This window comes from Alcanivorax sp. MD8A (assembly GCF_002888555.1).
In the GTDB taxonomy this organism is placed as follows: domain Bacteria; phylum Pseudomonadota; class Gammaproteobacteria; order Pseudomonadales; family Alcanivoracaceae; genus Alcanivorax.
Window position 1 is genome coordinate 24,133 of sequence record NZ_AQOQ01000006.1, and the last position, 13,563, is coordinate 37,695.

Genomic DNA, 13,563 nt, shown 5'->3' on the forward strand with positions numbered 1-13,563 from the left:
ATGCCTCTGCTGAAAATCACCAACCCCGTCTGGGCCCGCCAGTGGCAAGCATTTCGCAGCAATCGTCGCGGCTACTGGTCGCTATGGGTATTTCTGTTGCTGTTTGTGGTGAGCCTTGGTGCCGAGCTGGTCGCCAACGAAAAGCCGTTGCTGGTGAGCTTCGAGGGCGATTGGTACGTGCCGGTATTCAACAGCTACCCGGAGACCACCTTCGGCGGCTTTTTCGAATCTGAAGCCAACTACCGAGACCCGGTGGTACAGGAGCTGATCAACGAAAAGGGCTGGATGATCTGGCCCCCTATCGCCTTCAGCTACAACACCATCAACTACGACCTGGATGTCCCTGCCCCGGCCCCGCCCTCCTCGGAGAACTGGCTGGGTACCGATGACCAGGGCCGCGATATCCTGGCCGGACTGTTGTACGGGTTCCGCATTTCCGTGCTGTTCGGGCTGATGCTGACCATCCTGTCGAGCATCGTCGGTATCCTCGTGGGTGCTGTGCAAGGCTACTACGGCGGCAAGCTGGACCTGTTTGGCCAGCGCTTTATCGAAATCTGGTCCAGCATGCCCACCCTGTTCCTGATCATAATCATTTCCAGTTTTGTGGTTCCCAGCTTCTGGAGCCTGCTGGTCATCATGTTGCTGTTTTCCTGGATGACACTGGTGGATCTGGTTCGTGCTGAATTCCTGCGCTGTCGAAACATGGATTACGTGCGCTCAGCCAAAGCCATGGGCGTGCGGGCTCCGGTGATCATGTTCCGCCACATGCTGCCCAATGCCATGGTCGCGACGCTGACCTTCCTGCCCTTCATCCTCAATGCCGCCGTTGTCACACTGACATCTCTCGATTTCATCGGCTTCGGCTTGCCGCCCGATGCCCCCTCGCTGGGCCGGCTGGTAGGCCAGGGCAAAGCCAACTTGCATGCCCCCTGGATTGGCATCAGCGTTTTCACCACGCTCACCATCATGCTGACGCTGCTGGTGTTCATCGGCGAAGCGATTCGTGACGCCTTTGACACAAGGAAGTTTTTGCAATGAGCCTGCTTTCCTTGCGCGGACTACACATACAGTTTGGTCATCAGGTTGCCGTGGATGGCATGGATCTGGACCTGGAACCCGGTCGCATGCTGGCACTGGTGGGCGAATCCGGCTCGGGGAAGTCGTTAACGGCCCTCTCGATACTCGACTTGCTGCCCGACAGCGCCACCTGGAAAGCGGACAGCGTGACTTTCGAGGGTGAGGACCTGCTGCAGCTCAACGACAAGCAGAAGCGGGCCTTGCGCGGCGGCCGTATCGGGATGATTTTCCAGGAGCCGCTGACCGCCCTCAATCCCTTGCACACCGTCGAGAAGCAAATCAGCGAAAGCCTGTTTGTCCATCAGGGCATGAGCCATGCCCAGGCCCGCAAACGTTGCCTGGAACTGCTCGAACAAGTGGAACTGCCCGCCAGTGATGACATGCTAAAGCGCTATCCCCACCAATTAAGTGGTGGGCAGCGCCAGCGCGTCATGATTGCCATGGCGTTGGCCAATAATCCCCAGGTCCTGATTGCCGACGAGCCGACTACCGCTCTGGATGTCACCGTACAGGAAACCATCCTGACCCTGATCAAGCGACTGCAGACCGAGCTTGGCCTGTCGATCCTTCTGATCAGTCATGATCTTGGCGTCGTCGGCCGGTTTGCCGATGACATCATTGTCATGCACAACGGCAAACGCGTGGAAGCCGGGCCGACGCGGACCGTGCTGACGGAACCGCAGGAGGAGTACACCCGGCACCTGCTGAACTCCGAACCGCAGGGCCGTATGCCTGCCCTGCCTGAGGACACCGCCGTCCTGCTGGAAGCCACCGATATCGACGTGGCCTTCAAAGGTAAACGCACCCGGCTATTTGCTCCGGCACCGGTATTTCAGGCCGTAGACCGTATCAGCCTGACGGTACACAAGGGCGAAACCCTCGGCGTTGTTGGCGAGTCTGGGTCGGGTAAATCGACCCTGGCACTTGCCCTGCTCCGGCTAATCGCCAGCAAGGGCAGCATCACCCTGGATGGCACCGCCATCCATACACTTAGCCAGGGGCAATTACGGCCCTGGCGCCGCCGCATGCAGGTGGTGTTTCAGGATCCCTTCGGTAGTCTCAATCCCCGCATGACGGTGGGCCAGGCCATTGCCGAGGGGCTTGCCGTGCACGAACCGGCCCTGGCTCGCCAGGAGCGGGACAGCCGTGTCAACGCCTTGCTGGACGAAGTGGGCCTGCCACAACAGGCCCGGCACCGGTATCCCCATGAATTCTCCGGGGGGCAGCGGCAACGTATCGCCATCGCCCGGGCGCTTATCCTGCAGCCAGACCTTCTGATCCTTGATGAGCCAACCTCAGCGCTGGACCGCAGTGTCCAATTCCAGATTCTGGAACTGCTGAAGTCCCTGCAGCAGCGCCACCAGCTGAGCTATCTGTTTATCAGCCACGATCTCAAGGTAATCCGCGCCATCTGTCACCGGGTTATGGTTATGAAAGATGGCCAGGTGGTCGAACAGGGCGACGTGGAAGCGATATTCGATGCCCCCCAGCAAGCCTACACCCGTAAGCTGATCAACGCGGCTTTTGCCGGGGATTAGTGGGCTATTGAAAGCCCCGCCAAAGGAAACACACCGTTGCATTTCAATGGGGCCGAGTTCGCGTCATCAGGGCAGAAATTGCCTATACTTGGCCGCAATGCACACACTGCACCCACATAAACCGGGATACACCTGAAACCGTTGAGGGAAGACCATGGGATTTCTTGCAGGCAAACGCTATCTGATCGTTGGTATTGCCAGCGACCGCTCCATCGCTACCGGTATTGCCGAAGCCATGCATCGTGAAGGCGCCGAGTTGGCCTTCACCTACCAGAATGACAAGCTGCAAAGCCGTGTGGAAAAAGCCGCCGAACGTTACGGCAGCAGCACCGAACTGTGCTTTCCCTGTGATGTCACCGATGACACCCAGATTGACGCGGTATTCGAGGGTCTGGCGGCCAAGTGGGATGGACTGGACGGTATCATTCACGCTGTCGGCTTTGCCCCCGGTAACGAACTGGACGGTAACTTCGTCGACGTGGCCACCCGCGAAGGATTCAAGATTGCCCACGACATCTCCAGTTACAGCTTCGTCGCGCTGGCCAAAGCAGGCCGCAAGATGATGGCCGGCCGCAACGCCGCCCTGCTCACCCTGAGCTACCACGCCGCTCGCCAGACCGTGCCTAACTACAACGTCATGGGCATGGCCAAAGCCAGCCTGGAAGCGTCTGTCCGTTATTTGGCCTCCAGCATGGGGCCGGAAGGTATCCGTGTGAACGGTATCTCTGCCGGTCCGATTCGCACCCTGGCTGCCTCCGGGATCAAGAAATTCCGTAGCATGCTCGACTACAACGCTGCCAAAGCGCCACTGCGTCGCAATGTAACCATTGAGGAAGTCGGTAACACCGCCGCCTTCCTGTGCTCGGATCTGGCGTCCGGCATCACTGGCGAGATTACCTATGTCGATGCCGGTGCCAGCACCGTGTCCATGCCCTTCGAGCTGGAAGCCGAGTAAGACAACGGCAGGGGCAGCAGATAAGCCGCCTCCCCCTCTCGAACCCAACAAAAAGCCCGCCCGGTTTCCCGGGCGGGCTTTTTTGTTGGCAACATTCTCAAAACAAAGCCGCGCAAGCTGCTACAGAGGCGTCTTCGCCCCGTGTTTTGCAGGAGAAAAAGGTGCGGTCCGAAGGGGGCATTCTGCAGAGACCATTCAAGTGATGGTGCCCATGCGCTCTGGAATCCTTACCTCGTTTAGACTCGGTTCGCCATGCGAGCATGGTTATTCGCTTCGCTCAGCCCTTCGGGGCCGCACTACGTGCGTTACTCCGCTGCGCTACGTTCCTACGGAGTGCTCAGGTTATTTATTGGCGCCGAACTCAACGATCTGGAAGGCGTTTCCGTTCTTCAAAAAACCGGGAACTATTTTGAGTTTTTTCTTCCTGCCAAGCGTAGCTTGTAGCTTGTAGCTTGTAGCTTGTAGCTTGTAGCTTGTAGCTCACAGCTGATAGCTGATAGCTATATACTAAAAAGCCCACCGTCTGGTGGGCTTTTTAGTCGTGCTGATAACGAACTTACTGCTCATCACCCGCATTGGTACTGAGGCGAGATGGATGCAGTTCCACATCCCCCTCTTCTCTCAACAGGGCAACAACCTGACGGAAACTGCGCTGACCCTCGATATTGCCAAGCTCACGCAGGGCTGCCAGCTGTTGCTCGTCAGTGAGCGGGTCGGCGTTACCGTCTTCCACTCGAGTGACCTGATACGCAATCAGGGAGCCATTTCCGGTGCGAGTAATCGCCACACTGCCCTCGCCGCCTTCCGCCGGGCGTGACTGACCGAAAGCACCATTGACCACTTCCATGGACGGCTCGGCGCCACCACGTTGCAGCCCTTCCTGCTCCTGGACTTCCGCTTCAAACAGGCTAGCAATATCTTCCAGGCTAGCGCCCTCTTCCAGCTTTTTCTCGGCCTCGCCGATCAGGGACTGAACCTTGTCAGCCGCGCGCTCACCCTTGATACGCTCCTCAATGGCGAAACGGACTTCGTCCAGAGGCAGCGGCTCTGCGGCCTTCTCTTCGACGATCCGCACGGCAAGATACTGGCCCGGGGCAGATTCAAGCAACTCACTGTTATGGCCATCACGGCGAACTTCATCACTGTTCAGGGCTTGCTGAACGGCCGGCGCGTTTAACGGAGACGGCAACGCGGACAGGGCAACCCATTCGGTACGCTGTACTTCTGCACCGATCTGCTCTGCCGGGCTGTCCAGTGAGCTGTGCTCGTACAGAGACTCTTCAAGGGTCGCCACATCTTCGTTGAGCATGGCCTCAGCACGAGCCTGCTTGAGATCCGCGCGAATTTGCGAGGAGAGTTCTGCCAGGGTAGGCATGTCACGCTCTTCTGCCACTTCGGTGACCTTGATCAGGTGTACACCCGCATCGCTTACTACCGGTGCAGACACCACACCCGGTTCGAGTTCTGCAATGGCCGCCTCCATTTCTGCCGGCAGCGCGCCCTTGGTCACCACGCCCAGGTCACCACCGCTGGTGGCCGAACCCGGGTCGTCCGAATAGTCCGCAGCGGCATCGGCGAAACTCATACCACCGGCAATGGCTTTCTCAGCTTCTTCGGCACGTACCTTGGCGTCTTCCAGACTACGATCACCGTCTACTGCGATCAGGATATGCGCTACCTTGCGAGCCGTATTGGCACCGGATTCAGCAAGAATCGCCTTGCGGACCTCATACTCTTCCGCCACATCCTCATCGGTGACCGACACCTGATCGGCGTACTGATCTGCCGAGAGGCTCACGTAGGCAATACGGAACTCTTCCGGACGCATGAATTCGCCCTGGTTCTCCTCGTAGAAGGTGGCGATTTCATCGTCACTCACGGAGAAACTGCTACGCAGGGCATTGAGATCCAGCTCGGTATAGCGGATATCGCGAACCTGCTCACCCAGGCGGCGCTGCTCGTCCAGTTCGGACGGCAAGGCGAAGTTCGTAGCCATGAAGCCCGCACGATACTGTTCTTTAACCATGTCCTGCTGGAGCCCACGGATGTAGCCCTGCGGGCTCATGCCACGGCTACGCAACTCACGCTCAAAACGGTTATTGGAAAACTTGCCGTCTTCCTGGAACAACTCGATCTGGCGAACGTCAGCAGATACCTGGTTGGTGCTGAATACCAGCTTGGACTGCTCGGCAGCGCTGAGGATCAACTGCTCGTTGACCAGGCCATCGAGCACCATTTCCGGGCGCACAAAGGAATCCAGCAAGGCCGGATTCATATTCGGGCTTTGCTGTCGCAACATGTCGCGAACACGCTCTACCCGCTGGTTGACCGCGTTACGGGTAATGGGTGTGCCTTCCACTTCAGCCACCACATCGCCGCTACCGCCACCAACAAAATAGCCGTAAAAGCCGGAAATCACGAAAGGAAGAATGATCGCGGCAAGCAGGACCTTGCCCACGGGACCGCGGACAAACCGTCTGAACTCCTGCATGAAATTACTCCGTCGGGGTACTCTCGAATTACGATTCGAATGTCTGTCTTGTTATGTCAGAACCGCCCATCAAGCAACAGTTCCTATAAACGGAAAAAAGCGCATCCGCGAACGGCTGCGCTTTCTCAAACTGGCGGAGCGGACGGGACTCGAACCCGCGACCCCCGGCGTGACAGGCCGGTATTCTAACCAGCTGAACTACCGCTCCTGCAAACAGTTTAGTTCACCGCATCCTTCAGCGCTTTACCGGCCTTGAAGCCCGGTACTTTCGCTGCCTTGATCTGGATGGTCTGGCCAGTTTGCGGGTTACGGCCTTCACGTGCAGCGCGCTCTTTCACAGCAAAAGTACCAAAACCTACCAGAGAAACGCTGTCACCTTTTTTCAGGGCGCCAGTTACCGCTTCCAAAGTAGCGTCCAAAGCACGACCAGCGTCAGCTTTGGAAATGTCCGCGCTAGCGGCAATCGCATCAATCAACTCTGACTTATTCACAAAGTTCCCCTTTCTGTTTTCCCGGTTTTATGGTCGAGGCGAGACGCACTCTCCTTTGGCGAAGCCGCTTTTATACCAATGGGTATAAGGGCCGTCAAGGAACCAACAGTGCAGACTCTCCCAAGTTTTAAAAAAATGAAAAACCATACAGATCAACTATTTAAAATTACTTTTAAACGTTGACTGTCAGTGTGTACTGGGACGCTTGTTACCTTCCTGGTTTTTCTCTTCAGCTAACGCCAGATCCTCCTCCTGCTCCGCTTGTGAAAGCGGACTGGGTTGGTGAGTCAGCGCCACATCAAGCACCTGGTCAATCCATTTTACAGGCCTGATATCCAGGGATGCCTTGATATTCTCCGGAATCTCCTTGAGATCCCGTTCATTTTCTTCCGGTATTAATACCGTTTTAATGCCACCGCGGTGTGCTGCCAGAAGCTTTTCCTTCAAGCCACCGATCGGCAATACCTGGCCACGCAGGGTAATTTCACCCGTCATGGCCACATCTGCCCTGACCGGGATGCCCGTCAACACCGACACCATGGCCGTGCACATGCCGATGCCAGCACTTGGGCCATCCTTCGGCGTTGCCCCTTCTGGCACATGCATATGGAGATCGTTGCGCTCCAGTGCCCGACGGCGAATTCCCAATGTGCCCGCACGACTTTTCACCACCGTCCAGGCCGCCTGAATCGATTCCTGCATCACATCGCCCAGAGAGCCGGTAGAGATTACCCGCCCCTTACCGGGAGTGGAAACACTTTCAATCGTGAGCAACTCGCCGCCAACGGAGGTCCAGGCCAAGCCAGTAACCTGACCAACCTGGTCATTCTCTTCTGCGCGGCCAAAGCTGAACTTGCGCACGCCAAGATAGTGCTCTACCTGATCTTCGCTGAGAGCCACCGACGCAGCGGCATCCCCCGCCAACAGGTTCTCTTTCACGACCTTGCGGCAGATCTTGCTGATCTCACGCTCCAGACCACGAACACCGGCTTCGCGGGTGTAATGACGCACCACATAACGCACCACGTCATCGCCGATCACCAACTCGTCTTTTTTCAGACCGTTGTTCTTGATCTGTTTGGGCACCAGGTACTGCAGTGCAATGTTGACCTTCTCATCCTCGGTATAACCGGGGATACGGATCACTTCCATTCGGTCCAGCAACGGTCCGGGAATATTCATGGAGTTGGACGTACAAATGAACAACGTTTCTGACAGGTTGTAGTCCACTTCCAGGTAATGGTCGCTGAAGGTATCGTTCTGCTCCGGGTCCAGAACCTCAAGCAGCGCAGAGGCCGGATCACCGCGGTTATCCATGCCCATCTTGTCGACTTCGTCGAGCAGGAACAACGGGTTTCTTACCCCGACCTTGGACAGCTTCTGGATAATCTTGCCTGGCATGGAACCGATATAGGTCCGGCGATGACCGCGAATTTCAGCCTCATCGCGTACACCACCCAGCGCCATGCGAACAAACTTGCGGTTGGTCGCCTTGGCGATGGACTGCCCCAGCGAAGTCTTACCCACACCAGGCGGCCCCACCAGGCACAGTACAGGTCCTTTCACCTTGCCGACCCGGCTTTGCACTGCCAGAAATTCCAGAATACGGTCTTTTACCTCTTCCAGACCGTAATGGTCACTGTCCAGCACTTGCTTGGAATTGGCGAGGTCGTGTTTTACCCGGCTGCGCTTTTTCCACGGCACCGAGGTCATCCAGTCCAGATAACCTCGTACCACGGTCGCTTCTGCCGACATGGGCGACATCATCTTGAGCTTGTTGAACTCGCTTTGGGCCTTGTCGCGCGCTTCCTTCGGCATGCCCACGCTGTCGAGTTTCTTTTCCAGCTCGTCCAGGTCATTACCGGTTTCGTCCAGATCACCAAGCTCTTTCTGGATCGCCTTCATCTGCTCGTTCAGGTAATACTCGCGCTGGCTCTTTTCCATCTGCTTCTTGACGCGGCCACGGATGCGCTTTTCTACCTTCAGGACATCAATATCCGATTCCATGAGCGCAATCAGGTGCTCTACCCGCTCACGGACATCCACCATTTCCAGCACGTCCTGCTTCTCTTCAAGCTTGAGTTGAAGATGCGCTGCAATGGTGTCGGCAAGACGGCTGACTTCGTCAATGGATGAAACTGACCCTGTGACTTCCGGCGCCACTTTCTTGGACAGCTTCACATAGTCTTCGAATTGGGACTGCAAAGACTTGGCCAGTGCATCCTGTTCGCCGCTGTCCGGCAAACCTTCTTCCAGTTCGCGAACGTCGGCAATGGCGCCTTGCTCGCCAAACTCTGCCTTCACAACGTGAGCACGCTGGCCCCCTTCTACCAGTACCTTCACGGTACCGTCAGGGAGTTTCAGCAGCTGCAGAATGGTTGAGACGGTACCCACCCGATAAATGTCGTCGACACCGGGATCATCGTCAGATGCATTTCGCTGGGCCACCAGCATGATCTGCTTGTCAGCGGCCATGGCCGCTTCGAGAGCAGCAATGGATTTTTCCCGGCCAACAAACAACGGAATGACCATATGGGGGTATACCACCACATCACGCAGTGGCAAAAGGGGGATATCTTTCAGCACAGATTGCCTCTAAATAACCGGGGAGGCGCCTCAGTCAGGCGCCACCTTGGAAGACTGCTCGCTGTTTTCGTAAATCAACAACGGGTCGGATTCGCCTTTGATGGTAGGGCTGTCGATGACCACCTTGGCCACGCCATCCATGGAAGGCACCTGATACATGGTGTCCAGCAATACACTTTCGAGAATGGAACGCAGTCCACGGGCACCGGTCTTGCGAACCATGGCCTTGTTGGCCACTGCGCGCAGGGCGTCCTCGCGGAAATCCAGCTCCACACCTTCCATCTCGAACAGGCGGGCATACTGTTTGGTCAGGGCGTTGCGTGGCTCGGTGAGAATCTGAACCAGGGCTTCCTCGCTCAGTTCTTCCAGCGTCGCGATGACAGGCAGACGGCCGATGAACTCCGGGATCAAGCCATACTTCACCAGATCCTCGGGCTCCACATCCACCAGCAACTCTCCAAGATTGCGGGTATCGTCCTTGCTCTTCACTTCGGCAGAGAAACCGATCCCGCCTTTCTCGGAACGGTCACGGATAACCTTGTCGAGACCGGCGAAGGCACCACCACAGATGAACAGCATGTTGGACGTATCCACCTGCAGGAACTCCTGCTGGGGATGCTTGCGCCCCCCTTGGGGCGGCACGGACGCAACGGTCCCTTCGATCAGTTTGAGCAACGCCTGCTGCACGCCCTCCCCGCTCACATCACGGGTAATGGAGGGGTTGTCGGACTTGCGGGAAATCTTGTCGATTTCATCGATATAGACAATACCGCGCTGGGCCTTTTCCACATCGTAGTCACATTTCTGCAGCAGTTTCTGGATAATGTTTTCTACATCCTCACCAACATAACCGGCTTCGGTAAGGGTAGTTGCATCCGCGATGGTGAACGGCACATTCAGCAGTCGCGCCAGCGTTTCTGCCAACAGGGTCTTGCCGCTACCGGTCGGACCGATCAACAGGATGTTGCTTTTACCCAGTTCAACCTCATCACGGCCCTTACCGCTGGTGCGCAGCCGCTTGTAGTGATTGTAAACTGCCACTGCCAGCACTTTCTTGGCGCGCTCTTGGCCAATCACGTACTCATCAAGGGTGTCCTTGATTTCGCTGGGCTTGGGAAGACGCTCACCTCCTGTATCGCTGCTGTCTTCCTGGACTTCCTCGCGGATGATGTCGTTACACAGGTCCACACATTCATCACAGATGAAGACCGAGGGTCCCGCAATCAGCTTTCGCACCTCATGCTGGCTCTTGCCGCAAAAGGAGCAGTACAGCAGCTTGCCGTCATCGCTCTTGCCAGTGGTATCGGTCATCGAATTGCCTCTAAACCTGTGTATTGAAAATCGCTGTATCTTTGAAGATGCAGGGAGACCGGGGCTTTTTCAAGCCCGCCGGGCTCCCGGCGGTGCCGTTAGGACACTTTTTAAACGAACGTTACCTAATTACACGGGACGCTGCTTCAAGACGGCGTCAATGATGCCGTATTCCTGGGCCTCTTCCGCCCCCATGAAGTTGTCGCGATCGGTATCTTTCTCCAGACGCTCGAGCGGCTGGCCCGTGTGGTGAGCCAGCAGGTTGTTCAACTGGCCCTTGATCTTGAGGATTTCCTTGGCATGGATCTCGATATCCGAGGCCTGGCCCTGGAAACCACCCAACGGCTGGTGAATCATCACACGGGCATTAGGCAGGGCGTAACGCTTGCCTTCTGCGCCTGCAGCCAGCAGGAAGGCCCCCATGCTGGCGGCCTGACCGACACACATAGTGGACACATCAGGCTTGATGAACTGCATGGTGTCGTAGATAGACATACCGGCAGTCACTGAGCCACCCGGGCTGTTGATATACAGATGGATGTCCTTGTCCGGGTTTTCGGATTCAAGAAACAGAAGCTGCGCCACGATCAGGTTGGCCATGTGATCTTCCACCTGGCCCACCATGAAAATGACCCGCTCTTTCAGCAGACGGGAATAAATATCAAAGGAACGCTCACCCCGAGCAGTCTGTTCGATCACCACCGGCACCAGACCCAGATTGGTCGGGTCCTTGATGAGCTGGCTCATTTCCGGGGTCATGGATTGGATACGGCTCAAGTCGATCATGTAGCGCTTCCCTCTGGTCGGTCATCCGTAGACGACGGGACGGTATTATTAGGGCCGTCGCAACGGCCATCTCCTGAAGCTGCAATGGGGCCCAAACAGGCGAATTACAAGGGCTTCGGGAAAAATCACTGTTCTGGCATCTTATGACGGCACCATGGGGGCGTCTATAAAAGTGGGCCTTGGTGGGGTTCAAGTGCGCAATTCTTGGCCAGATTGTGCATTAATAGGTCAATTCGGCAGCCAAAACAGGAAAAATTGCGGCAATACCCTCACCAAAGGCAAGGAAATACAGCACTGGCGAATGCCACTACCGGGACTGCCTGGAACAAAAAAAGGGGCCCGAAGGCCCCTTTTCCGATCCGTTATCGCCTGGCTAATCAGGCTTCAGCCTGCTCACGCGGCTTCACTGCATCCTGGTAGGACATGGTTTTCTCATCGACCTTGGCGCTGGCCAGCACCAGGTCAACCACCTGCTCTTCCAGCACCGCGCCTTCGATCTGTTGCAGCTGCTGGGGGTTACCGTACACCCAGTTCACCACTTCTTCAGGCTTCTCGTACTGCTCGGCGATTTCCTCAACACGGGCTTTCACCTTATCGGCATCAGCTTTCAGCTCGTTCTGGTCAAGGATCGCACGAATGATCAGGCCAAGACGCACAGAGCGCTGGGCCTGCTCGGTGAACAGGTCATCCGGCAGGATGGAAGCATCAAATTGCTGGCCGCCGCCGAACTGCTGAACCATCTGCTGACGCATGCGCTGAACTTCCTGGCTAACCAGAGCCGCCGGCAGGTCAAATGCGTGCAGGTCGGACAGGCCTTCCATGACTTGCTCTTTCACTTTGCCAGTGATCGCGTTCTTGAGCTCACGCTCCATGTTCTTGCGAACTTCTGCCTTGAACTTGGCTTCGTCGCCATCGTCAACGCCGAAAGCCTTCATGAACTCAGCATCCACTTCCGGCAACTGCTTGCCTTCTACCTTGTTGACCTTGATCTGGAAAACAACGGCTTGGCCCTTCAGCTCTTCGGAGTGGTACTCCTCCGGGAAGGTCACGTCGATGTCTTTCTCTTCGCCAGCCTTCATGCCAACGATGCCATCTTCAAAGCCCGGGATCATCTGACCGGAGCCCAGCTCCAGGTTCTGGCCGTCTGCGGTGCCGCCCTCGAAGGCTTCACCGTCTTTGAGACCCTTGTAGTTGATGTTGACGCGATCACCCTGTTCTGCGGCACGCTCCACTTCTTCGAACTGGGCGCGCTGCTGACGCAGGGTCTCGATCATGGTGTCGACGTCTTCATCAGAAACGTCTGCCTGCGGCTTCTCGACAGCAATGCCGTCAAAAGCCTGCAGCTCTACTTCCGGATACACTTCGAAGGTCGCCACGAACTCAAGGTCTTTACCCGGCTCATTGGTGGTCGCTTCAAAGCCCGGCATGCCGGCCGGTTGCAGTTTTTCCTGCTCTACCGCCTCAATGAAGGCCTCACGCATAACGTCAGCCAGCACATCGTTACGCACGGCGCTGCCGAAGCGACGCTTTACTTCACGCATGGGCACTTTGCCCGGGCGGAAACCGTCCAGACGGACATTTTTCTTGGCTTCCTGCAGTTTATCTTCTACTGCAGAGTCCACTTTCTCCGCCGGTACACCCACCGTCAGACGGCGCTCAAGACCTGAAGTCGTTTCAACAGAAACCTGCATAACATCCTCTTTAAAAAGACTTTTTCGCTGCTCGCCGACCACTTTGAAGCGTGACGATCAATATTCAAGGGCGCAGATTATAATCAATGCCGCCCTTCCTGCCTACATAGCCGCCCGGTCATCGGACAGCAGTACCCGGAGGCACATACGAAAAAGCCTCCGGGGTGTCCCGGAGGCTTTTAAGATGGGGTGACTGAGGGGATTTGAACCCCCGACCACCGGAGTCACAATCCGGGGCTCTACCAACTGAGCTACAGTCACCATAAACTTGTTGCTTTCCTGCCTGGCACGCCTGGCAGGACTCGAACCTGCAACCGACGGCTTAGAAGGCCGTTGCTCTATCCGGTTGAGCTACAGGCGCATTGCAGGTTCCGCTAATCTGATGGTCGGGGTGGAGGGATTCGAACCCCCGACATCCTGCTCCCAAAGCAGGCGCGCTACCAGGCTGCGCTACACCCCGTTTATCAGTCACGCCAACAGTGCTTGAAAGCGAGGCGCGCATAATACTCGGCACCCCGGTAAGCGTCAACGCACCGGGAAAGAAAAAATCCCTAACGTTCAGATTTTAAACAACTTGTGATCACAGCATCGTGATCACAAGGGAGTTCCTTTTGCGCCACAGGTCGGGCCATGCGAA

9 protein-coding genes and 4 tRNA genes are annotated in these 13,563 nt (G+C 56.6%); 3 read left to right on the top strand and 10 right to left on the bottom strand.

Annotated features, from left to right (window positions below; translation table 11 throughout):
* The 3 genes from A15D_RS04605 to A15D_RS04615 all read left to right on the top strand — a co-directional run bounded on the left by A15D_RS04605 (position 1) and on the right by A15D_RS04615 (position 3,570).
* Complete coding sequence (locus A15D_RS04605; RefSeq protein WP_102790954.1) at positions 1–1,038, top strand: ABC transporter permease; 1,038 nt, start codon at positions 1–3, stop codon at positions 1,036–1,038.
* Complete coding sequence (locus A15D_RS04610) at positions 1,035–2,615, top strand: ABC transporter ATP-binding protein (RefSeq protein WP_102790955.1); 1,581 nt, start codon at positions 1,035–1,037, stop codon at positions 2,613–2,615. The genes A15D_RS04605 and A15D_RS04610 overlap by 4 nt, the downstream gene beginning before the upstream one ends.
* 154 nt (positions 2,616–2,769) lie before the next feature.
* Positions 2,770–3,570 carry an enoyl-ACP reductase gene (locus tag A15D_RS04615; RefSeq protein ID WP_102790956.1) on the top strand — a complete coding sequence of 267 codons (801 nt, stop codon included), beginning with the start codon at positions 2,770–2,772 and terminating at the stop codon, positions 3,568–3,570.
* A gap of 556 nt (positions 3,571–4,126) precedes the next feature.
* Here the strand turns inward: A15D_RS04615 and A15D_RS04620 are convergent.
* The 10 genes from A15D_RS04620 to A15D_RS04665 form a co-directional block, all read right to left on the bottom strand.
* The gene (locus A15D_RS04620) at positions 4,127–6,061 is read right to left on the bottom strand and encodes a SurA N-terminal domain-containing protein (protein ID WP_102790957.1); all 1,935 of its coding nucleotides are present in this window, start codon (positions 6,059–6,061) and stop codon (positions 4,127–4,129) included.
* Positions 6,062–6,192: 131 nt separating this feature from the next.
* A tRNA-Asp gene (locus tag A15D_RS04625) sits at positions 6,193–6,269 on the bottom strand.
* Positions 6,270–6,279: 10 nt separating this feature from the next.
* Entirely contained in the window at positions 6,280–6,552 is a 273-nt protein-coding gene (locus A15D_RS04630; protein ID WP_102790958.1) for an HU family DNA-binding protein, read from the bottom strand.
* A gap of 186 nt (positions 6,553–6,738) precedes the next feature.
* Entirely contained in the window at positions 6,739–9,138 is a 2,400-nt protein-coding gene (gene lon, locus A15D_RS04635; protein ID WP_102790959.1) for an endopeptidase La, read from the bottom strand.
* A 30-nt stretch (positions 9,139–9,168) separates the two neighbouring features.
* On the bottom strand, positions 9,169–10,449 hold the full coding sequence (gene clpX / locus A15D_RS04640; protein ID WP_102790960.1) for an ATP-dependent Clp protease ATP-binding subunit ClpX: 1,281 nt from the start codon (positions 10,447–10,449) through the stop codon (positions 9,169–9,171).
* 129 nt (positions 10,450–10,578) lie between these two features.
* Positions 10,579–11,235 carry an ATP-dependent Clp endopeptidase proteolytic subunit ClpP gene (gene clpP / locus A15D_RS04645; RefSeq protein ID WP_304528954.1) on the bottom strand — a complete coding sequence of 219 codons (657 nt, stop codon included), beginning with the start codon at positions 11,233–11,235 and terminating at the stop codon, positions 10,579–10,581.
* Positions 11,236–11,612: 377 nt separating this feature from the next.
* The gene (gene tig / locus A15D_RS04650; RefSeq protein WP_102790961.1) at positions 11,613–12,926 is read right to left on the bottom strand and encodes a trigger factor; all 1,314 of its coding nucleotides are present in this window, start codon (positions 12,924–12,926) and stop codon (positions 11,613–11,615) included.
* A 185-nt stretch (positions 12,927–13,111) separates the two neighbouring features.
* Positions 13,112–13,187 (bottom strand) — tRNA-His (locus A15D_RS04655).
* A gap of 23 nt (positions 13,188–13,210) precedes the next feature.
* A tRNA-Arg gene (locus A15D_RS04660) sits at positions 13,211–13,287 on the bottom strand.
* 22 nt (positions 13,288–13,309) lie between these two features.
* A tRNA-Pro gene (locus A15D_RS04665) sits at positions 13,310–13,386 on the bottom strand.
* Positions 13,387–13,563: the final 177 nt, after the last annotated feature.